16 protein-coding genes are annotated in these 20,172 nt (G+C 67.4%); 10 read left to right on the top strand and 6 right to left on the bottom strand.

The window, feature by feature from the left end:
- Nucleotides 1-78: 78 nt before the first annotated feature.
- Both CG716_RS07110 and CG716_RS07105 read left to right on the top strand, forming a co-directional pair.
- A complete protein-coding gene (locus CG716_RS07110; protein ID WP_094477824.1) occupies nucleotides 79-927 on the top strand; it encodes an SDR family oxidoreductase in 849 nt (282 codons plus the stop codon).
- On the top strand, nucleotides 924-1,352 hold the full coding sequence (locus tag CG716_RS07105) for a protease inhibitor I42 family protein (protein ID WP_094477822.1): 429 nt from the start codon (nucleotides 924-926) through the stop codon (nucleotides 1,350-1,352). Before CG716_RS07110 ends, CG716_RS07105 begins: the two co-directional genes overlap by 4 nt.
- Nucleotides 1,353-1,357: 5 nt before the next feature.
- Here CG716_RS07105 and CG716_RS07100 read toward each other — a convergent pair whose 3' ends face one another.
- The gene (locus CG716_RS07100) at nucleotides 1,358-3,097 is read right to left on the bottom strand and encodes an acyl-CoA dehydrogenase family protein (RefSeq protein ID WP_094477820.1); all 1,740 of its coding nucleotides are present in this window, start codon (nucleotides 3,095-3,097) and stop codon (nucleotides 1,358-1,360) included.
- Between the two features lie 118 nt (nucleotides 3,098-3,215).
- Here CG716_RS07100 and CG716_RS07095 point away from each other — a divergent pair, with 118 nt between their 5' ends.
- From CG716_RS07095 to CG716_RS07080, 4 genes are read left to right on the top strand one after another with little or no spacing between them, the layout of a single operon-like run.
- Entirely contained in the window at nucleotides 3,216-3,824 is a 609-nt protein-coding gene (locus CG716_RS07095; RefSeq protein WP_275988701.1) for a hypothetical protein, read from the top strand.
- A 9-nt stretch (nucleotides 3,825-3,833) separates the two neighbouring features.
- Nucleotides 3,834-4,766, top strand: a complete 933-nt coding sequence (locus CG716_RS07090; RefSeq protein ID WP_094477816.1) for an LLM class F420-dependent oxidoreductase — start codon at nucleotides 3,834-3,836, stop codon at nucleotides 4,764-4,766.
- A gap of 48 nt (nucleotides 4,767-4,814) precedes the next feature.
- Nucleotides 4,815-5,432, top strand: coding sequence for a hypothetical protein (locus CG716_RS07085; RefSeq protein WP_094477814.1), 618 nt, complete (start codon nucleotides 4,815-4,817; stop codon nucleotides 5,430-5,432).
- A gap of 18 nt (nucleotides 5,433-5,450) precedes the next feature.
- A complete protein-coding gene (locus tag CG716_RS07080; protein ID WP_094477812.1) occupies nucleotides 5,451-6,035 on the top strand; it encodes a hypothetical protein in 585 nt (194 codons plus the stop codon).
- Here the strand turns inward: CG716_RS07080 and CG716_RS07075 are convergent.
- Nucleotides 6,019-7,506, bottom strand: a complete 1,488-nt coding sequence (locus CG716_RS07075) for a dynamin family protein (protein WP_094477810.1) — start codon at nucleotides 7,504-7,506, stop codon at nucleotides 6,019-6,021. The two genes, CG716_RS07080 and CG716_RS07075, sit on opposite strands and share 17 nt — an antisense overlap.
- Nucleotides 7,507-7,563: 57 nt before the next feature.
- Between CG716_RS07075 and CG716_RS07070 the strand changes: the two genes are divergently transcribed.
- On the top strand, nucleotides 7,564-8,013 hold the full coding sequence (locus CG716_RS07070) for a hypothetical protein (RefSeq protein ID WP_094477808.1): 450 nt from the start codon (nucleotides 7,564-7,566) through the stop codon (nucleotides 8,011-8,013).
- On the opposite strand, the gene CG716_RS07065 is transcribed toward CG716_RS07070, so the two are convergent.
- The 3 genes from CG716_RS07065 to CG716_RS07055 form a co-directional block, all read right to left on the bottom strand.
- Nucleotides 8,010-9,845 carry a dynamin family protein gene (locus tag CG716_RS07065; protein WP_165774046.1) on the bottom strand — a complete coding sequence of 612 codons (1,836 nt, stop codon included), beginning with the start codon at nucleotides 9,843-9,845 and terminating at the stop codon, nucleotides 8,010-8,012. The genes CG716_RS07070 and CG716_RS07065 overlap by 4 nt on opposite strands.
- 95 nt (nucleotides 9,846-9,940) lie before the next feature.
- Nucleotides 9,941-10,876, bottom strand: coding sequence for an IniB N-terminal domain-containing protein (locus tag CG716_RS07060; protein ID WP_094477806.1), 936 nt, complete (start codon nucleotides 10,874-10,876; stop codon nucleotides 9,941-9,943).
- 222 nt (nucleotides 10,877-11,098) lie between these two features.
- A complete protein-coding gene (locus CG716_RS07055) occupies nucleotides 11,099-11,647 on the bottom strand; it encodes an Rv0340 family IniB-related protein (protein WP_094477804.1) in 549 nt (182 codons plus the stop codon).
- 233 nt (nucleotides 11,648-11,880) lie between these two features.
- On the opposite strand from CG716_RS07055, the gene CG716_RS07050 reads away from it, so the two are divergent.
- The 3 genes from CG716_RS07050 to CG716_RS07040 all read left to right on the top strand — a co-directional run bounded on the left by CG716_RS07050 (nucleotide 11,881) and on the right by CG716_RS07040 (nucleotide 19,560).
- Entirely contained in the window at nucleotides 11,881-13,797 is a 1,917-nt protein-coding gene (locus CG716_RS07050) for an Hsp70 family protein (protein WP_094477918.1), read from the top strand.
- A 6-nt stretch (nucleotides 13,798-13,803) separates the two neighbouring features.
- Nucleotides 13,804-16,299, top strand: coding sequence for an isoniazid response ATPase/transcriptional regulator IniR (iniR, locus tag CG716_RS07045; protein ID WP_094477802.1), 2,496 nt, complete (start codon nucleotides 13,804-13,806; stop codon nucleotides 16,297-16,299).
- A 225-nt stretch (nucleotides 16,300-16,524) separates the two neighbouring features.
- Nucleotides 16,525-19,560: a (Fe-S)-binding protein gene (locus CG716_RS07040; RefSeq protein ID WP_094477800.1), complete on the top strand. Its 3,036-nt coding sequence runs from the start codon at nucleotides 16,525-16,527 to the stop codon at nucleotides 19,558-19,560.
- 79 nt (nucleotides 19,561-19,639) lie between these two features.
- Here CG716_RS07040 and CG716_RS07035 read toward each other — a convergent pair whose 3' ends face one another.
- Nucleotides 19,640-20,062, bottom strand: coding sequence for a hypothetical protein (locus CG716_RS07035; protein ID WP_094477798.1), 423 nt, complete (start codon nucleotides 20,060-20,062; stop codon nucleotides 19,640-19,642).
- Between the last annotated feature and the right edge of the window lie 110 nt (nucleotides 20,063-20,172).

Genomic DNA, 20,172 nt, shown 5'->3' with positions numbered 1-20,172 from the left:
GGTCCTCGGGTCCCCTATTCTGTGACACAACTGAGCGATAGCTGGAAGCGCCTGGTGGCGGTAGGACATACTCGCTCGATGGGTACCTACGTCGTCACCGGCTCGGCATCGGGCATGGGATGGGCAACTGCGGCACGGCTGCGGGCCAACGGCCACACTGTCATCGGCGTCGACATCCAGCCGGCCGACGTGGTGGCCGACCTGTCGACGCCGGCCGGCCGCCGGGCGGCGGTCGACGCCGTGCTCAGCGCCTGTGGCGGGCGCCTCGATGGCGCGGTGCTCGCCGCCGGGCTCGGACCCACCCCGGGGCGCGAACAGCCGACACTGATCACCGAAGTCAACTATTTCGGCGTGGTGGAGCTCCTACAGGCGTGGCAGCCAGCGCTGGCCGCCGCCGATCGCGCGAAAGTTGTGGTTTTTTCCAGCAATTCGACCACCACCATTCCGGCGATACCGGGCCGGGTCATCCGCGCACTACTGGACGGCGACGGTGAGAAGGCGGTGCGGACGCTTCGGCTCTTCGGCCCCGCGGCATCGTCGATGGCCTACGGGGCATCGAAGCTCGCGGTCAGCCGCTGGGTCCGGAGCCGCGCAGTCACCCGCAACTGGGCGGGGGCGGGCATCCGGCTGAACGCCCTCGCCCCGGGCGCGATCCTGACCCCGCTGCTGGAGAAGCAGCTGTCCACCCCGGCCGAGGCCAAGGCCATTCATTCCTTCCCGGTGCCGATCGGCGGATTCGGCGACGCCGGGAAGCTGGCCGACTGGGTGGTGTTCATGCTGTCTGACGCGGCCGACTTCCTCTGCGGTAGTGTCGTTTTCGTCGACGGTGGGTCCGATGCCTACTTTCGCGCCGGCGACTGGCCGAAGTCGGTGCCGTTCTGGCGGCTGCCGGCCTATCTGCGCCGGTTCAGAGGGTTCAAGCAATGACGCCGCGGACGATCGCACTGCTGGCGCTGGTTCTGACGCTGGCCGGCTGCACCGACGTCAAGAGGCCGCCCCGGACCACGAGCATCGAGGTGTCTTACGACGATCTGCTCAACAAGAAGCAGATCAACCAGAACGTGGGCCTTGGCGTCGGCGACAAGTTACGGATCATCTTGGCGTCCAACGCATCCACGGGCTATCAATGGTCCGCCCAAGCTCAGATCAGCGACCCTGCCGTCATGGTGCAGCGCGACCATCTCTATGCCGGCCCCTCCGGTGTCAGCCCGCCGGGCAGTGCAGGCACCGAAACCTGGACCTTCCAGGCGCTCAAGGCCGGCACCGCCTTGCTGTTGACCAGTTACAGCCAGCCCTGGCCGGGCGGTGCCAAGGATTCCTGGACGTTCACCGCGGCGGTGACAGTTCGGTGACCCTGCTAGGGCCGCATCGCGTAGGCGCCGTCGTAGGCCCTCACCTGCTGCCACACCCGGTCGAAACGATCCGAATCGGTCACCGGTTTGCGTACCGCGGACAGCGCCCATTCCTGCTGCGCCGGAGTCGAACTCGATTTGCCGTGCAGGGCCACCGCGTAGCCGGAGAAGTCCCGCACCACAACGTCGAAGATCTGGTCCACCACATCGTTGTCGATTCCCCGCAATTCGGCCTGTTCGAGAATCAGCTGGCCGTAGACCACCAGGGTGAACAGGTGTCCGACGACGAGCATGAAGTCGAGGTCGCGCTGCTGCTCGGCATCGGGTGCGGCGCTGGCCAGTAGCGCCTGAAGCGCTCGCGCCTGTTCAGCGAAGCGTGCGACATTCGGTATCGCCGAAGCCTTCTCGAACACCGGAACCCAGTCGGCGAACTGCACCTGCGACGCACCCCTGGCCGGACCCTGCCCCCAGAAGAACAGGTCGTCCGCCGGGTCGTCGCGGGTTCCGACGTCAGGGCCGGACCCGGGGTTGAACAGGTAGTTGGGCATGAACTTGAGGATCTGCGCGACGTTGACGTGCACGGTGCCCTCCAGCCGTGGCAGCGCACCGATCAGCTGACGGACTTCGGAGAAGTAGGTATCGCGTTCGAAGCCCTTGGCGGCCAGCACATCCCAGAGGATTCTCACCACCGTTTCACCTTCCGAGGTCACCTTGGACTTGGTCACCGGGTTGAACAGCAGATACCGGCGATCGTCGAGGCTCGCGCTGCGGAAGTAGTCGATCGCGCGGTCGCTGAACAGTTTCATCGCCACCAGCCTGGCGTAGGCGTCGACGAAGCTGGAGCGCACGTGCGGGAAGTCGGTGACCGGATTGCCGTACAGGATGCGGTTGTTGGCGTGGGTGATCGCCTCGTAGAACGCGTGCTCGCACATCCCGATCGAGGCGGTGCACAAGTTGAACTTGCCGATGTTGACGGTGTTGAGCGCCGCCGAGAACGCCTCGGTTCCGGTGCTCAGGATGTCTTCCTCGCGAACCGGATAGTCGTGCAGCGCAAAATTACTCACGAACATCTGGCCGTGCACCACATTGCCGATCAGCTCGTAGGCAGGGTGTGCACTATCGGCCACGAACCACACGTAACCGTCGGGTCCCTCGACGTCGGCCCGGCGGGAGAACACCGACACCATGCCCGCGACGTTGCCGTTGCCGATGTAGTACTTCTGTCCCGTCGCACGGAAGACGACACCCTCGTCGTCGCGCTCGGCCGGTGTCAGGATCATGTCGGTGTTGTAGATGTCGGCGCCGTGCTCACGTTCGGAGAGGCCGAAAGCCATCACCCCGCCCGCTTCCAGCTGCTCGGCGGCTCGTTCTTTGGCCTTGATGTTGTCGCTCTGCCAGATCGGGCCGAGGCCCAGGATGGTGACCTGTTCGGCGTACCAGTACGCCAGGCCGTAGAAGCCCAGGATCTCGCTGAGCGCGGCGTTTCGGGAGGTGTCCCAACGCTTGTTGTCGTCGCCGACGCCGAAGTCGGACGGGGTGAGGAACGTCGCGAAGATCCGCTCCCGCTTGATGAATTCCAGGAAGTCCGCCACCCAGACAGCGTCTAGATCGTCCTGCAGCAGCCGCGTCTTGCCGCGCTCCTCGAAGTAGGCGATCAGCGCCTGCAGCTGGCGCCGCGTGCCTGGATCGAACTGCCGCGGGTCGTAGGTGTTCGGATTGAATAGCAGTCCGCCGGTGTCTGTCATGTCGCGCCTCCCCTCGGTGAGGCGTCGAATCTAACGCGATCGCCGTCGTCGGATCGGTGGTTCGCCGGATGCGCATCGGCCCCATCCCGCGAGTCACTTGAGTCACTTCCGTCACTGAATGCGTACCCTGACAGACGACGGCAGGAGTTTCGGCGTGCGGATATCCAACGGCATGAGGGCCGGTGTGGCGGTGGTGTGGCTGGTGCTAGCCGGTGCCGCGGCCGCCGGGTGCAGCTCCACTGTCGACGGAGCGGCCAGGTGTCGCGGCGGCTGCGGACCCGTTGTCGAGCCCAGCTTCCCCACCAGCAGGCCGACCGTGTCACCGCCGACGTCGTCAGCCACTCCGACGCCCACCACCTCGGCGACCCCGCCGCCCACCCCGGGCGGCCAGACGCTGCCGCCCAGCGACAGCGGCTACGTCTACATCGAAACCAAGTCGGGCCAGACCCGCTGCCAGATCAATGCGCAGTCGGTCGGTTGCGAATCGGACTTCACCAACCCGCCCACCGTCGACGGCGAGCCCGCCAACGGAGTCCAGGTGACCGCCGGCGGCACCATGCACTGGGTGGCCGGAAACCTCGGCGACATCCCGACCACCCCGCTGGATTACGCGACCTATCACGCGGTCGGCTGGACAATCGACGCCAGCAGCGACGGAACCAAGTTCACCAACGACGCCACCGGCCACGGATTGTTCATCAGCACCGAAGGGGCCAAGGTTTTCTAAGCTGGCGACATGGATTTCCGTGTCTTCGTCGAACCTCAGCAGGGCGCCAGCTACGCCGACCAGCTCGCGGTGGCTCAGGCCGCCGAATCTCTGGGCTACTCAGCATTTTTCCGCTCCGACCACTATCTGGCCATGAGCGGTGACGGCTTGCCGGGCCCGACCGACTCCTGGGTGACGCTGGCCGGCATCGCCCGCGAGACCTCCACCATCCGGCTGGGCACACTGGTCACCTCCGCGACGTTCCGCCATCCGGGGCCGCTGGCGATCTCGGTAGCGCAGGTGGACGCGATGAGCTCGGGCCGGGTCGACTTCGGGATCGGAGCCGGCTGGTTCGACGAGGAACATCTCGCCTACGCGATCCCGTTCCCGCCGCTGGGCGAGCGGTTCGAGCGCCTGCGCGAACAGCTCGACATCATCACCGGGCTGTGGGGCACTCCCGCAGGTCAGACCTTCGACTACGACGGCAAGCACTACACAGTCAAGGACTCCCCCGCTCTTCCCAAACCGGTGCAGGATCCGCACCCGCCGATCATCATCGGCGGCAATGGCGCCAAGCGCACCCCGGCGCTGGCCGCGCGGTTCGCCGCCGAGTTCAACCTCGCGTTCCCATCCCTGGATTTCGTGGCCCCTCAGATCGGCCGGGTCCGCGCGGCGCTGCAGGAAGCCGGCCGCGCACCCGACGACATCGTCTACTCGGCGGCTTTCGTGGTCTGCGCGGGTCGCGACGATGCCGAGATCCGCCGCCGCGCGCAGGCCATCTCGCGAGAGGTCGACGAGCTGCGCACCAACACCCCACTGGCCGGCACGCCGGCCGAAATCGTCGACCAGTTGGGACCTTTCATCGATGCCGGGGTGCAACGGGTGTACCTGCAGCTGCTCGATCTGTCCGACCTGGACCACGTGGAATTGTTCGCCTCCGAGGTCGTCCGCCAACTCGCCTGATTGCGGAAAGCTCCATCTGCCCTGGCAACGCCATTAGCATTGATAGCCATGGCGAAGCACGACCCCGTCGGGGATGTCGACGAGACTGCATCGCCCGTTGCCTATGGCGATCCCTTCGGCCCCTATCCGGACCAGCCCTATCCAGGGTCGGCGCCGGTGGCCGACGCCCCGGCACCCCACGACGACGACCCGGAGCCGCCGACCGACCCCGCCCTGCGCGTGGTCGCCCTGGACGAGGGTTTCGACCCGTTCGCCCCCGACGCTTTCTGGTTCCCGGAGCGGCCGTGGTACCGGAAAAAGCAGGCGACCCTCGCCATCGGCGCCATCGGCGCCGCGGTGGTCGCGATCGTGGTAGCGGCGGTCCTGCTGGTGTCGCTGAACTCCGACGACGCCGGTCGAGCCAAGGACACGCCATCGGCGACCGTGACGAGCACCCCGACCACCACTGATCTGACCAGCTCGGAGGCGCCCGAACCGCCGCCGCCACCGCCTCCACCGGAGAGCCCGCCGTCGGCGCAGACTCAGGGCACCTGGCGGCCGCAATATCCGCAATATCCGCAGAACAATAGCCGGCCCAACGTGACCACACCGCAGACCAGACCGCCGCAGATCAGCGTCCGTCCGACTCACCGTCCGGCGTTCCCGGGGCAGCCCGGCGCAGGCTGACGACTACTATCGGAACCCGTGGCACGTGACGGTTCCCCCGACCCGAGCAACTATTCCGACAGTGACCCGACGCAGTACGCCAACTACGGCGGCAGCGGCGGCGAGGCCTACAGCGAGTTCCAGCAGGCCGATTACGCAGCGCCCACCGGCTACGGCGGCTACCCGCCGCCGGAACCCACCCCGTGGTACCGCAAACCGGCAGCATTGGTCGGCTTCGGTGTGCTCACCGCGATCGTGCTGGCCCTCCTCGTCTACGCGGTGGTGAAGTTCACGGGCAGCAACGGCTCGGGTCCCGCCGGCACGTCGACGACTTCCCCGACCACGTCGACGTCAGCGGGAACCTCAGCAGCGACCTCGGCACCGGGCGCCCCGCAGGCGCCCGTCACGCAGACCGTGACCGAATCCCCGACTGCGACGTCGGAAGCGCCGGCCACCACGACGACGACGGAGGCACCGGTCACGACGACCACGACGGAGCCGTCGACCAGCACCAGCACCAGCACATCGGTATCCACCTCGGTGAGCACGGTGACCCAAACGGTGACCACCCGCGAGCGGCCCACGTTGCCGAATCTGTTCCCGCGCCCTAACGGCGGTCAGTAGCGGCGTACATCGCGACCAGTGCCTCGGCACTGCGGACAGCGGCGCGACAAGCCCGCGTGGTGAACGGGTCGTTGAGAGGATGTTCCGAACGGCGCCGCCAACGTTGCGCAGCGGCGAAGGCGGCGCGTGGCCCGTCGTCGAGAGCTTCGGGTGCCAGGCCCAGCCGGCTTGCAGCGTCAGTTCCTGAACCGCCGATGATGCGACGCAGCGACACCATCTCGTCTTCAGTCAAAGTCGTTGGGCGCGAGCGGAGTTGACTGAGCAGCCGAAGTTCCTCGAAGGCATGGGTGTCGGCCAGCAACGGGTCGATATCGGCGATGATGTACGGCGTCGCCGTGATCGGGTGCCGCTCGACACACCGGCGCAGCGACACCAACGCGGTGTGCGCCTTGAGCAGTTCGGAGCGTTGCGCGAACTGCTGGTCGATCACATCACGCAGCGACACCAGCCCGCTGCGTTCCAGCAGCTCGTCGGCCAGGCTGACGGAATCGGTTATCCCTGAACGCAATACCGCGATGGAGATCCGAATTCCGAACATCCCGAAGCGGTCCAGCAGTTGCGCGCGTGTCTGCGCGTCGACCGGCAGTGCACTGTCCGCGCGGACGAAGCGGTCCACACTGAGCATCGCCTTGTTCAGCTCGATCGCGTCGACGGCGGCCAGCTTCTCCAACGCCGTGAACTCGCTCTGCCGCAATGTGCGCGCGGTCAGCGCCAACAACCCGGAGACGGGAACCACGGCCTGGCAGATACCGGTCCGGTCGAGCTCGCTGGTGAACCGCTGCGCCACATCCCTGGCCGACAGCATCGCGTCGAGGCGGCCTGCGCCGATCTCGTCGGCCCGGGAGGCCACGCCGATCACCCCGAGTGCCCCGGCTGACCCGCCGACCAACTCGCCGATCTGTTTGAGCAGGGCGATGTCGGCAGCGTTGAGCGTGCGCAGCAGGAACACCACCGCGTCGACTCGGGGCACGCCGTCTTCGGGCACCAGCAATCGCAGTGTGCGCTCGGAGACGTCCTGCGACAGCGACGAGGTGCCGGGCGTGTCGATGATGGTCGCGTCGGTGAGTTCGGCGGCCGGCCATTCCACGTCCAGGTCGACGATGTCGTGGGCGTCCAGACGGCCGAAGTCGAACGTCAGCCCACCATCCCGGGCGATCGGCACGTTGGAGCGGCGCCCGCCGACGTGGTTGGCGGTGACCTTGGGGGTGGGGCCGTGCCGAAACCAGGTCACGAGGCGGGTGGCCTCGGTGGCGTCGGTCGGCGCGATGGTCTCCCCGACGAGCGCGTTGACCAGTGTCGACTTGCCGGCCTTGAGCGTCCCGGCCAGGGCGATGCGGATCGGCTGGTTGAGCCGGGCGGCGATGCGGTCCAGCTCGTTGAAGACGTCGGGCCGTTCGCGGTACGCGGGCTCGCCCTGGTAGGCGCGACGGGTGCCGCCCAGGATGGCGCGAACCTGATCGCTGGTGCTCATCGAACGACGAGTCTACGGTTCGGCGCGCTGTACGCATCGCAGCTAGGATCAGCCGCCATGCCCTCGGGACCAGACCCCGTGACGACGCCGTGGTACCGCACCTCGGCCGCCACCTCCGCTGCGGGAGTGCTCGGACTGGCTGTGATCACGCTTCTGGTCTATGCCGTGATCACGATGTCGAGCGAGTGGAGTTCACCGGGGACCGAGACCGTGGCGCCGCCCGGCACCTATGTGCCCGAGGCACCGCACATCGCGGGCAACTCCAAGGAATCCTCGACGTCCACGTCCTACCCGCAGGTGCGGCTCTCGACCACCGAGATCGGGCTGCCGAGTGACAGCGCCACCAGCGGCACGACGACGTCTGCCAGCGATACGTCCGACATCCCGCCTGCGGAGCGGACAGCACCGACCTTCCCCGGCACCTTCCCGACCCGCGTCACGAACCCGCCGGGAACACGTAGCACCAGTGGTCCACGGCTCAACCAGACTCGAACGGCCTCGCCCTAGCGGATAGGGGTTGCGGGAGAGAGCTTTTCGGCGTTATCGATAACCTGCGTGAGGATGTTGAGCTGCCGCTCGAGTTCGCGGATGCGGTTGTTGCGGTCGGTCTCCTCCAGCCGCGCGGCGGAGATGGTGGACTGCAGCGATTCGTTGAGTGAACGGGTGGTCTGGTTGGCGATGCCGCGATAGTGGTCGCGCAGCTGGCGCTGGACGTTTTTCAGCCGGTCACGCGATTCCTTGGAGACCACGAACAGCACGTCGTCGACGAACCGGCGCAAATTGGTCTTCGCCTCATTGCGCACCCTCAGCATGCGGTTCTCCATGTCCTCCTTGTAAGCCTTGCGCCCGAGCAACAGACCCGCGCCCAGCGACAGCGGGTTGAACATGCCCAGACCGGCCACCGAGGTGAGCATGCCGAACATCAGCACACCGCCATAGGACCCGCGCATGCTGGTAATCACCTTGTGGCCCTTGCCGATCGGCTTGGCCTCCAGCCGGGCCAGCGATTTGAGCCTGCCCACGCCGGCACCCATCTCGGCCGCACTCACCTCGGGCATCTGGATGGCGTCCAAGCCGGCTTCGACGAAGGTGCGGCCGACATCAGCGGCCAGCACCTCGGCCCGCTGATAGGCCCACACGAAGTTGTCGCCGACGGCGTTGGCGACGGAATCCTCCACCTCGGCACCGATCTCGGCCCAGTGCTGGGTGGGGTCGCAGCCGTCGATGACCCCCTCGATGTGCTGGGTGATGGACCGGAACCGGGCGCGCAGGTCATGCTCGACGTCGGCGGTCAGGTCGGCGATGCCGTCGTTGAGCACCTGCTGCCACAGCGCGGTCTGCTGCAGTGCGTCCTGGGCTTCCTGCTTGCGGCGCTCCAGGTCCTCGGTCAGCCGGCGTGCCTCGTCCGGATCAGCCAGGGCAGCCAGCTCGGAGTTCACCGACATGCTGAGATGCTCTGCCGCCGAGCGAATTTCGGACACCACATGATCGCGAACCAGATCACTTTCCCGGGAGAGCACCTTCTCGGAGAGGAAGGCGACGATCGCCGGGAAGTTCGACTCGTCGTTGAGCTCCTTGTCGTTGAGCTCGATCGCATGGCTGCGCAGCAGCGACGACGCCGGGATCAGCGGCAGCGTCAGGCCGGCCCGCTGCAGGTGCGCGGTGTTGGCCGCGACGATCTCGCGCCAGTACGGGTACAGGTCGGTCTTGGTGGCCACGATGGCACCGACCGGGCAGATCTCGTGGGCCTGGCGGATGAACCTCATCTCCGGTTCGGTGAATTCCTGGCTGGTGTCGCTGATCATGAGCATCGCGTCGGCGTCGGGCAGCAACCCGAGGGTCGACGACAGATGCGGCTGACCGTGCCCGCCGACGCCTGGGGTGTCGATGAATGCCAGCCCGCCCTGGAGCAGCGGGCTGGGGGCACCGACCTCGACACGCAACACTTCTCGGCCCTGTGCCTGCGGTGCCCGGCGGAGATCGTGCCGGATGTCGTCGATCGGGATCTCGATCTCCTGCGGCGGCACGCCCTCGCCCGCCGAGACGATCAAGCGGGCGGTCGGCTGCTCGGCGTAGGTGATCACGGTGACCAACGCGGTGGTCTCATCGTCGCCGACGCGGGCCACCGGCATGTTGAGCAGCGAGTTGAGCAACTGGCTTTTGCCCTGCTTGAGCTGGCCGGCGATCACCACCCGGATCTGCGGATCAGTGATGCGCTCCTTGGCCACCGCCAGTCGGGCGACCAGGTCGCCACGGTCGTTGAGGTCGGCGATCGCGCTGGTGTGATCGATCAGCTCGACGATCACGTTGACCCGGCGCGGGTCCTGCGGTTGCGTCACATGCCCTCCCAGTGCTCGCGGTTACACCGTATGCGCACTCCAGCGGCGGGGACCGCCAGACATCCTGAAGGAGATCCCCGCCGTCGCCGGATTGCTCAGAAGCCCAGCACGTGGTTGCCGGACGCCAGCGCCAAGTCGTGGCTGGCATCGAGGTGGCTGTTGACCAGCGTGGTGTCGTGGCTGGAGTCCAGTGAAGTTTGGCTGGACGAGTCGTGCACCGAGCTGTCGGTGGTCTGGTGCACCGAGTTGTCGGAGTGATCGGTAACGGTAGTCGCGGTGCGGGTGTCGGTCTGGTTGTCGACGATGGTGATCCCGCCACCGCCCGCGTTGCCGCCCGAGGCATGACCGCCGCCGAGGCCGATCAGGCTGCCGCCGGCCGAGGCGCCGCCGCCGGTGCCGCCGCTGGCGTCCACGTCGTGAAAGACCGGACCGTTGTTGTCCTTGATCACGGTGCTGCCGCCGGTGGCGGTGGTGCCGTTGTCGGCGATGTGGCTGTGCCCAACTGCGACATTGGAGCCGGCTCCGGCCAGCACGTCGCCGTTGTTGACGTCGTTGCCGTTGCCCAGGACCGCGCCGTCACCGCTGACGATGTCACCGCGGTTGTGGCCGTCGACGACCACGCCGCCGTTACTAGCGGTGTTGGTGGTCTTGTTACCGAAGGTGATGTCGCCGAAGCCGATGTTGACCGCACCCTGCTGGGCATTGGCGCCGGCGTTCTGATCCGGGCTCAGCAGCGAGGTGTCGGTCTGCGGGGCGAAGGTCGGCGACGGTGCGTAGACCGGTTCGAAGGTCGGCTGGTAGGCCGGGGCGAAACCGTACTGATTGGACACCGCCCGCTGCAGGCCGACGACCGGGTCGCCGTCGCCGAGCATCAGGCCCGGAACAGCTGTCGCCGCGATGGTCGAGACCTGGGCGGCCGTCACACCGGCGAACCCGGCGTCGCGCATGGTCTGATCCGGCGCGGCAACGAACGCGCGTGCGGCGTCTTCGTTGCGGAACAGGTCGAGGATCCAGTCGAGGAGAGTGAGCATGCTCGGGACCTTTCGGTGAAGGTGCTCGCCGGCCTGTCCGGCGATCTGCAGACCACGTTATGAAGCTCAACGGCAGACGAAAACGGGGCCGCTACCCCTCGTCACAGAGCCCCTACTAGGGGTCACTAGGGGTGCGGCGCTAGGGGGTTAGGGGCCCCCTAGGGCAGCCCGCAAAAACCACAAAACCCACGTCACTATGGACGTGGGGTTTCGAGAAGGGACTCAGAACAGGTCGAAGCCGGGATGGTCTGTGGTGCCGTGGCTGTCATCGACGTGGGTGTGGTCCCAAGCGGCGTGGTCCACCCAGTCGGAGCCGGCGTCGGCAGGCGCGGAGTGCTCGAAGCCGGCGTCGCTGACCTGCGCTGAAGTGTCTGGCAGCGACAGGCCCACCGCGGCGTGGTCCGTACCGGGGTCGCTGATGAGCCCCGCGGCGGGGTCGGTGTGCTGGGCGACGTCGGTGATCACCGGACGGTCGACCGGCGCCGGTGCGGCGGGCACGTGTGCGTCGAAGGCGTCGAATGCGGCGGTCGCAGCCCCGCTCGCCCACACGTTGCCGTCTCCCCCGGCTCCTGCACCAGGGCCGAACGCGGATCCGGACATCGGGCCGGACAGGGAGTCGGCCACCATCGGGATCAGGTTATTGACGTCGGCGCTGGTCACGTCTGGGAGATGGGCGTCGGCGATCGCTCCGGCCGGGTCGGCGGCATACCGCGCGGCGGCATCGGGATCTCGCACGAGCGACATCACGAAGTCGAGCAACGAGTTTGCCATGGAACGTCTTCCCTCCTACCGCCGATAGTCACAGTGGTCCACCAGCTGCTGTCCAGAATGCTATCGGGCGACAGACCCGCCGGGATCGGTGTCGAAGCCACCCGATCCGCAGCGGCGTTAGGGGGTGTGACCTTAGGGGTTTCGACGGCATTAGGGGATTGCTGCCGGGTTTTGGGGTGGGCAGCACTTAAGGTGAAGACGGCCGCCGACACGGCAGCGAAGGGATGGGCGAATTGAGCGAATCGCTGGGGTTGTCGATCGGAGCGACCAACCTGGTAGCGGCGCGCCCGGGCCGCCAGCCGGTGACCCGCCGATCGGTACTCACGTTGTGGAGCAATCGGCCCGCCGAGGCCGGGTTGCCCTCCCAGAATCCCGAGTTGACCAGTCCGAATCTCGCCGAGGCCGGTCAGGTGTTCCGCGGGTTCGTCGAGCGGGTGGGCGATCCGGTGCCGCTCGTGGCCGCCGACGGTTCACCGCATCGCAGCGACGATTTGATCGCCGAGGCGCTCGAGGCGATGGCCCGCACGGTCGACGACGGCGCACCGCCGTCCAGCCTGGTGGTCGCCGTCCCCGCGTACTGGGGTCCCGCTGCGGTTGGCGCCCTGCGTGGTGCGCTGCGCACCCGGCCTGTGCTGTCTCCCAACGGTGTACCGCCGCTGTTGATCTCGGATGCGACGGCCGCGCTAGCGGCCCTGCAGGCAGACCCGGGTCTACCCGATCGCGGCGTCATCGCGCTGTGCGATTTCGGCGGCAGCGGCGCCAACATCACGCTGGCGGACGCCGGGTCGAACCTACAGCCGATCGGCGAGACGGTGCGCTTCGCGGACTTCTCCGGCGACCAGCTCGACCAAGCGCTGTTGACCCAGGTGCTGGACGGCATCCGCGGCGCCGCCAACGTGGACCCGGCCAGCACCAACGCAGTCGGCGCACTGACCCGGTTGCGTAACGAGTGCCGGCTGGCCAAGGAGCGGCTGTCTTCGGAGACCGCGACCGTGGTGCCGGCCGAACTGCCCGGCTTCCGATCCGACATCCGGGTCACCCGGCCGGAATTGGAAGCACTGATAGCCGAGCCCCTGGCCGGATTCCTCGATGCGCTCGGAGACGCGCTGGAACGCAACAGGATTCCCGCGGTCAATCTGGCCGCTGTCGCCACGGTCGGCGGCGGAGCAGCGATACCGCTTCTCACTCAACGGCTTTCCGAGGAATTACGCGTTCCGGTGATCACCACACCGCTGCCGGGGCTGAACGCGGCCGTCGGTGCCGCGGTAATCGCCGCGAGCGGCGGCATATCCGATGCGCCAACCGGCATGGCAGTCGCCGCTGCCGACGCGCCCACGGGACTGGCGCCGACTGCGTGGGCGGCCGGGACGGCAGGAGCGGCCGCCACGGAGTCGGCCACCGACGGTTCACCTTCTGCGACGTTCCGTGCACTGGCCTGGTCGCAAGACGACACTCGCGGTTCGGAACCCGTGCCGTATTCCGGCGAGGACTACACCTTCGATTACGCCCAGCAGGCGCAAGGGGCCACTGGCGCCCGCCCGATGGTCGAGTTCGATCAGCCGGACGAAGAGACCGCGGTGGTCGACGCGCCGGTGCAGTGGTACCGGCGTCCGCCGCTGCTGTTCGGCATCGCCGCGGTTCTCGCGGCCATGGCGGTCGGCGGACTGGCGATCACGTTGACCAGTGCCGACAGCACCCCGACCACCACGACAACCCGCGTCACCAAACCCGGCGAGCAACCCAGCGGAGCGCCGGCGACGAGTATTGTTCCGCCGCAGACAGTTACGATCACCGGCTCGGACGGCAACGCGACCGAGTCGACGATCCCGGCGAGCACCACCGTTATCCCGACGACGACTACGACCACCGATCCGACCACGACGACCACCACGTCGCCGACGACGACAACAACCACCACCACGACAACTACGACAACCACGACGACGACCACCACCACCACCACGACACCGCCCACCACGACAACGACCACGACCACACCGCCTCCGACGACGACCACCACCACGCAACCCCCGCCGACCACGACAACGCGGCCCCCGCCGACCACCACCGTCGCGCCGCCGACCACCACGGTCGCCCCGCCGACGACACACGCGATCCTCACCGGCGTGACGCCACCTCCGACGAATTAGCCAACAATGGCCGATTCGATTCCGGTGCAAACTCTTTCGCCGACCGCTCAAGCTGCTGTCAGCGCGGTGGGTTCGGCACCGGTCAAGCTGTTGGTGACCGGTGGCATCGGCTCGGGGAAGAGCACCCTTCTCGTCGCGATCCGTGATGCGTTGCGCGACGCCGGTTCTGCCGTCCTGACACGAGCACCGGCACCCGATGACGCCGCACACACCGCCGTGGTGGTGGACGACGCCCACCTATTGGACGGTACCGAACTGCGCCGGCTCACCGAAGTGGCAGGCGATCCGTCGGCGACTCTCGTCGTGGCGGTGCAGCCGCGCGACTACGACGAGGACCTGCAAGCGCTGATCACGGCGATCGAACGAGAGCGTCCACGAATTGCGCTGACGGCGATGCCATCTGGTGAGATATCGCGGTTGATGACAGACCCGTCGGGGCATCCGCCCCGCACCGAGTTGGTGACCAACATCCTCGTCGCCACGGCAGGCATCCCATTTCTGGTCGCCGCCGCGCTGGCGTCGGCTCGCCCGCACTCGGCGGGGTCGATCGCGCAGGCGGCGGCATTCGCTCTCATCGACCGATTGCGCAGGCTCGGTGAACCCGAACTCGACGCGCTACTCATCGCCTCGCTGAGCCGAGACCTGGGTGCCGCCGATCTCGCTGCAGCACTCGATGTTCCGACCGAGGAGGCCAGGCTGCTGATCGACCGCGCCCGGGCCACCGGCCTGGTCGAGCCCGCGCACAGCCCGCATTTCCTTCGTTCGGTGCACCGCGCGGCCGCGCAGATCCTGGGCAATGCCCGTCATCACGACAGCGAGACCGCACTGCTGCGCTCACAGATCGCGATGTCCACGCTCTCACCGGATCTCGCGCTGCGGCTGGCCGAACACGGTGTGCGCGACGAACAGCTGGCTGATGTGTTGCGCCGACAGGCCGGCAGTGGTCGCACGGATCCCGCTTCAGCCGCCCAGCTCTACCGGGCCGCCGTTGACGCGGGTGCGGTGGAACTACGGGCGCAGCTGGCCGATGCGCTGGCCCTGGCCGGTGAGTGCACGTCGGCCGCGACCGAGGCTGACGACCTGCTGACCTCCGAGGATCCCGCAGAGCGGGCCGCCGCGGTGCGGGTGGCCGCCAGCGTTGCCATGCACAACGGCAACTCCGCGCAGGCCGCCGAGTTGTTCAGCTGGCTGGGCCCCTATCCCGATGCGGCGGTCAGCGCCGCGGCCGCGATCGTGTTGGTCGCGGCCGGGGATGCCGCAGCGGCCGAACGCGCGCTGGCCGTGGACAGTTTGGGGCCGCCGACCGCGGCCTCGCGCGCCGCGCGCAGCTTGGCCGAAGGTCTGCTGTCGACCCTGCAGGCGCCCTACGCGACCGCGGCGGTCAAACTCGGGGCGGCCATGGCCGCCGAGCATTCGGCCGCCCAGGTGCTGCCGGATAGTCCGGCGGCACTGGTCACGCTGGCAGCGTTGCACGGCGGGGATCCGGTCCGGGCGCGCAGCGTGATCGCCAGGGCGGTCCGCACCGGCCGGGATAGCGAGGACGCCCTGTACGGGCATCGGCACCGCCTGCTGCTGGGCTGGACCAAGATGCAGGACGGTCAGTTCGCCGCGGCCGGCTCCGATATCAACGGCATCGACGGTTCACATCGCCGGGATGCGCTGTGGACGGCGGCGCTGCGCACGGCGTTGGCACGGCGCGGCGGGGACAGCGGCGCTTTGCAGAAGCATTGGTATGCGGCGATGGAGGTGCTGGTCGAGTATTCGGTCGACCTGTTCTCGCTACTGCCGTTGGGCGAGCTGTGGGTCGCGTCGGCCCGACTCGGCCAGCAGGACCGGGTGACGTCCGCTCTTGAGCAGGCCTTCGGCTTGCTCAAGTCGCTGGGCGATCCGCCCACCTGGTCGGTGCCGCTGCGGTGGGCCGGCGTGCATGCCGGGATCCTGGCCAACGACCCGGCCGCGGTGGCACCGCATGGTCAGGCCCTCACCGCTGCCGCCGTGCACAGTCCGTTCGCGAAGGCGCTGGCCGTCGCCGGGCGGAGCTGGCTGCGGGTGCTGGCCGGGCAGGTCGACGCCGACGAGGTGGCCACTGCTGCACGCGGGCTCGCTCAATTCGGCCTCACCGCCGATGCCACCCGGTTGGCCGGGCAGGCAGCACTGCAGACCTCCGACCCCAAGGTGTCCGGGCTCATGCTGCAGGTAGCCCGTGATCTGAAGCTGTCGGTGGGCGACACCATGAGCGACGACGGGCAGGGCCCGGCCTACGAGGCGGCCGGACTGGCGTCGACCGGCGCCCGGCCGATGTCGTCGCCGTTGTCCGACCGCGAGCGCGAGGTGGCGGAACTCCTGTTGCTGGGCATGCCCTACCGCGATATCGGCGCGCAGCTGTTTATCTCCGCCAAGACCGTCGAACATCACGTCGCACGCATTCGGCGCCGGCTCGGTGCGGAATCCCGGTCGGAAATGCTGTCGATGTTGCGGGCGATTTTGACGACCGAGAGCTGAGACCTCGACCACTCGGTCCAAGTCGCGGCAGCGACAATGCGGGTGGGGAACGAACCCGAGGAGGAGCGCCGCATTAAGTCCCGAGGAGGAGCGCCGCATTAAGTTAGGTCAGCCTTTGTAGCGAGGCTAATGGCGGGGATGCAACTATGAGCTGGAATGGAGTCAAGTTACTGGTCGGTAACTTGATCTAAGTTACTCTTGGGTAACATAACTGGGAGGCACTCCGTGACCGCTCTCGACTGGGGCCGACTGATAGTTGGCTTGCTGGCCACCGCCATCGTGTTGGTGTTCGCTGCACGCCGCGTCCAGTTCCTGACCAACCTGATTCGGTCGGGTCAGCCGATCAGCGACGAGAGCGGCCGCAAAGACGACATCCCCGACCGGATCAAGGCCCAATTCACCGAAGTCTTCGGGCAGAAGAAGCTGCTGAAATGGTCGATCCCGGGCCTCGCGCATTTCTTCACCATGTGGGGCTTTTTCATCCTCGGCTCGGTCTACCTCGAGGCCTATGGCGTTCTGTTCAACCCGGAATTCCACATTCCGTTGGTGGGCCGCTGGAATGCGCTCGGCTTCCTGCAGGACTTCTTCGCTGTCGCCGTGCTCCTGGGCATCATCGTGTTCTCGATCATCCGGCTGCGCTCCGAGCCCAAGGAGCATGGGCGCGATTCCCGGTTCTACGGCTCGCACACCGGCGGCGCCTGGCTGATCCTGTTCATGATTTTCCTGGTCATCCTGACCTTCGCGTTCTTCCGGGGCGCCTCGGTCAATGCGCTCGGTGAGGACTTCCCCTACGGCTGGGGCGCATTCTTCTCGCACGGCATGGCCGCGGTGTTGGCTCCGCTCGGACACACGGCCAACGTCTGGATCGAGACCATCGCGCTGATGGCTCACATCGGCGTCATGCTGGCGTTCCTGCTGATCGTGCTGCACTCCAAGCACCTGCACATCGGCCTCGCACCGATCAATGTCACCTTCAAGCGGCTGCCCAACGCCCTGGGCCCGCTGCTCCCGGTCGAATACAAGGGCGAGCCGATCGACTTCGAGGATCCCGCCGAAGACGCGATCTTGGGCCGCGGCAAGATCGAGGACTTCACCTGGAAGGGCTATCTCGACTTCACCACGTGTACCGAGTGCGGCCGCTGCCAGTCCCAGTGTCCGGCGTGGAACACCGGAAAGCCGTTGTCTCCCAAGCTCGTCATCATGAACCTGCGCGATCACCTGTTCGCAAAGGCGCCCTACATCATCGGCGGTAAGCCGATGCCCAACGGGGAGAACGAAGCCGAGCAGCTCGTCTCCACTGAGGGCGGCTTCATCGAGTCCAAGCACGACGAGCATCACGCGGTCCCGGAGTCTGGTTTCGAGCGCATCATGGGCTCCGGCCCGGAGCAGGCGACCCGCCCGCTGGTGGGCACCCTGGAGCAAGGCGGCGTCATCGACCCCGACGTGCTGTGGTCGTGCACGACCTGCGGGGCCTGCGTCGAGCAGTGCCCGGTGGACATCGAGCACATCGACCACATCGTCGACATGCGCCGCTACCAGGTCATGATGGAATCCGAATTTCCCTCCGAGCTCGGTGTTCTGTTCAAGAACCTGGAGAACAAGGGCAACCCGTGGGGGCAGAACGCCTCTGACCGCACCAACTGGATCGACGAGGTCGAGTTCGACGTCCCGGTGTTCGGCCAGGACGTGGAGAGCTTCGCCGGCTTCGAGTACCTGTTCTGGGTCGGCTGCGCCGGCGCCTACGAGGATCGCGCCAAGAAGACCACCAAGGCCGTCGCCGAGCTGCTGGCCGTTGCAGGCGTGAAGTTCCTGGTTCTGGGAACGGGCGAGACCTGCACCGGCGACTCCGCACGACGCTCGGGCAACGAGTTCCTGTTCCAGCAGCTCGCCGCCCAGAACGTCGAGACCCTCAACGACCTCTTCGAGGGTGTCGAGCGGGTCGACCGCAAGATCGTGGTCACCTGCCCGCACTGCTTCAACACCCTCGGCCGCGAATACCCGCAAGTGGGTGGCAATTTCACGGTGCTGCACCACACGCAGCTCCTCAACCGCCTGGTGCGGGACAAGAAGCTTGTCTCGGTCAAGCCCGTCGGGCAGGACATCACCTACCACGACCCGTGCTATCTGGGCCGGCACAACAAGGTCTACGACGCGCCCCGTGAGCTGATCGGCGCGGCTGGTGCACATCTGACGGAGATGCCACGCCACGCCGACCGCGGCCTGTGCTGCGGCGCGGGTGGTGCGCGCATGTGGATGGAAGAGCACATCGGCAAGCGGGTCAACACCGAGCGCACCGAGGAAGCCATCGACACCGGCGCCTCCACGATCGCCACCGGCTGCCCGTTCTGCCGCGTGATGATCACCGACGGCGTCGACGACGTCGCTGCGACGCGCGATATCGAGAAGGTCGACGTTCTCGACGTTGCCCAGCTGCTGCTGGGCTCGCTGGACCTCAGCACGGTCACGCTGCCGGAGAAGGGCACCGCGGCCAAAGCGGCTGAAGCAGCTGCGGCGGCTGCCGTCGCGGCAGCACCGGCCGGGGCTCCTGCAGCAACCGAGGCTGAGCCCGAACCCGCTGCCGAGCCCGCCGCTGCCGAGCCCTCGGAGCCAGCCAAGGAAGCAGCGCCCGTCAAGGGTCTGGGTATTGCGGGCGGGGCCAAGCGTCCCGGCGCGAAGAAGGCCGCCGCCCCGGCAGCCGAAGCACCTGCCGCAGCGGCACCGGCCGCGGAAGCGCCGGCAGCTCAGCCGGTCAAGGGTCTCGGAATGGCTTCTGGCGCAAAGCGTCCCGGCGCGAAGAAGGCCGCCGCCCCGGCAGCCGAAACACCGGCAGCCGAAACACCTACAGCAGCCGCACCCGAGGCGGAAGCCCCGGCACCGGCTGCGGAAGCACCCGTCAAGGGACTAGGCATCGCCTCGGGAGCCAAGCGGCCGGGCGCCAAGAAAGCCCCCGCAGCGTCGGCACCTGCCGCCGAGGCGCCCGCAGCAGCGCCTGCGGTGGAGGCGCCGGCCAAGCCCGCCGAGCCCGTTGCGGAGCCGCCGGTCAAGGGCCTCGGCATCGCTTCCGGCGCCCGTCGCCCAGGCGCCAAGAAGCCCGCGGCTGCGGCCGCACCGGCTGAAGCTCCGGCCGCCGAGCCTGAGCCCGCGGCGACAACAGAGCCGGCCGCGGTACCCGAGGCGAAGGCCGAGGAGCCCAAGGCTGACGCCCCGCCGGTGAAGGGGCTCGGCATCGCCAGCGGCGCACGCCCACCAGGCAAGCGCTAGGCAGTAGCTTCCCGCGAGGCTGTAGTTGTCGACACCGCTACTCGAACTTTGCGTCGATAACTACAGTTTGGGCGACGCCTCAGCCGACCTTGACCAGCTGGAACGGTGCCTGCGTGACCTGCCCGCCCGGGCAGTCCCCGTTGGAATCGCCAGTGATGGTCCCAGCCATGGTGGCGGCGTTCACCGAATAGGCGATCCGGATCGGCATGGAGTTGCCGTCGTCGCACACCACCCCGTCCGGTTTGGTCACGGTGAAGTTCCATTGGCCGTTGCTATAGGTGGCCACACTGGTCCAGCCCACGGTGCTCGCCACGTTCGCGGTGCACCCGTCGACAACGGGATCGCAATTCGACGCGACATTCACAACTGCCCCGTCAGCCCCTCCTTGAATAGCGTAGGTGCCATTGATTGGTGCTGGATCGGCAGCAGCGGAAGCAGCAAAGCTCAGCGCGGCAGCAACCGTCGCCGCAGCAGCAGTCGTCAGTGTGCGTGTGATCTTCACGTTTCATCCCTTTGCGCCGTTAGGCCGGTAGTGACGCATCAAGCTAGCAGTGACTTCGGCCATACTTCCGCGATCCCGCACAGCGCAGTCACAGTTGTATCCGGGGCGTC

Source organism: Mycolicibacterium sphagni (assembly GCF_002250655.1).
Taxonomy (GTDB): domain Bacteria; phylum Actinomycetota; class Actinomycetes; order Mycobacteriales; family Mycobacteriaceae; genus Mycobacterium; species Mycobacterium sphagni.
This window is presented reverse-complemented; position numbering and strand designations above follow the sequence as displayed.

What these genes read in the sequence shown, in the direction of transcription:
- CG716_RS07060 (WP_094477806.1), bottom strand. Translation starts at nt 10,876, where the DNA reads ATGCTCACTCTCCTCGACTGGATCCTCGACCTGTTCCGCAACGAAGAC.
- CG716_RS07085 (WP_094477814.1), top strand. Translation starts at nt 4,815, where the DNA reads ATGGCGAAGCACGACCCCGTCGGGGATGTCGACGAGACTGCATCGCCC.
- CG716_RS07100 (WP_094477820.1), bottom strand. Translation starts at nt 3,097, where the DNA reads ATGACAGACACCGGCGGACTGCTATTCAATCCGAACACCTACGACCCG.
- CG716_RS07055 (WP_094477804.1), bottom strand. Translation starts at nt 11,647, where the DNA reads ATGGCAAACTCGTTGCTCGACTTCGTGATGTCGCTCGTGCGAGATCCC.
- CG716_RS07070 (WP_094477808.1), top strand. Translation starts at nt 7,564, where the DNA reads ATGCCCTCGGGACCAGACCCCGTGACGACGCCGTGGTACCGCACCTCG.
- CG716_RS07095 (WP_275988701.1), top strand. Translation starts at nt 3,216, where the DNA reads ATGCGTACCCTGACAGACGACGGCAGGAGTTTCGGCGTGCGGATATCC.
- CG716_RS07075 (WP_094477810.1), bottom strand. Translation starts at nt 7,506, where the DNA reads ATGAGCACCAGCGATCAGGTTCGCGCCATCCTGGGCGGCACCCGTCGC.
- CG716_RS07110 (WP_094477824.1), top strand. Translation starts at nt 79, where the DNA reads ATGGGTACCTACGTCGTCACCGGCTCGGCATCGGGCATGGGATGGGCA.
- iniR (WP_094477802.1), top strand. Translation starts at nt 13,804, where the DNA reads ATGGCCGATTCGATTCCGGTGCAAACTCTTTCGCCGACCGCTCAAGCT.
- CG716_RS07105 (WP_094477822.1), top strand. Translation starts at nt 924, where the DNA reads ATGACGCCGCGGACGATCGCACTGCTGGCGCTGGTTCTGACGCTGGCC.
- CG716_RS07090 (WP_094477816.1), top strand. Translation starts at nt 3,834, where the DNA reads ATGGATTTCCGTGTCTTCGTCGAACCTCAGCAGGGCGCCAGCTACGCC.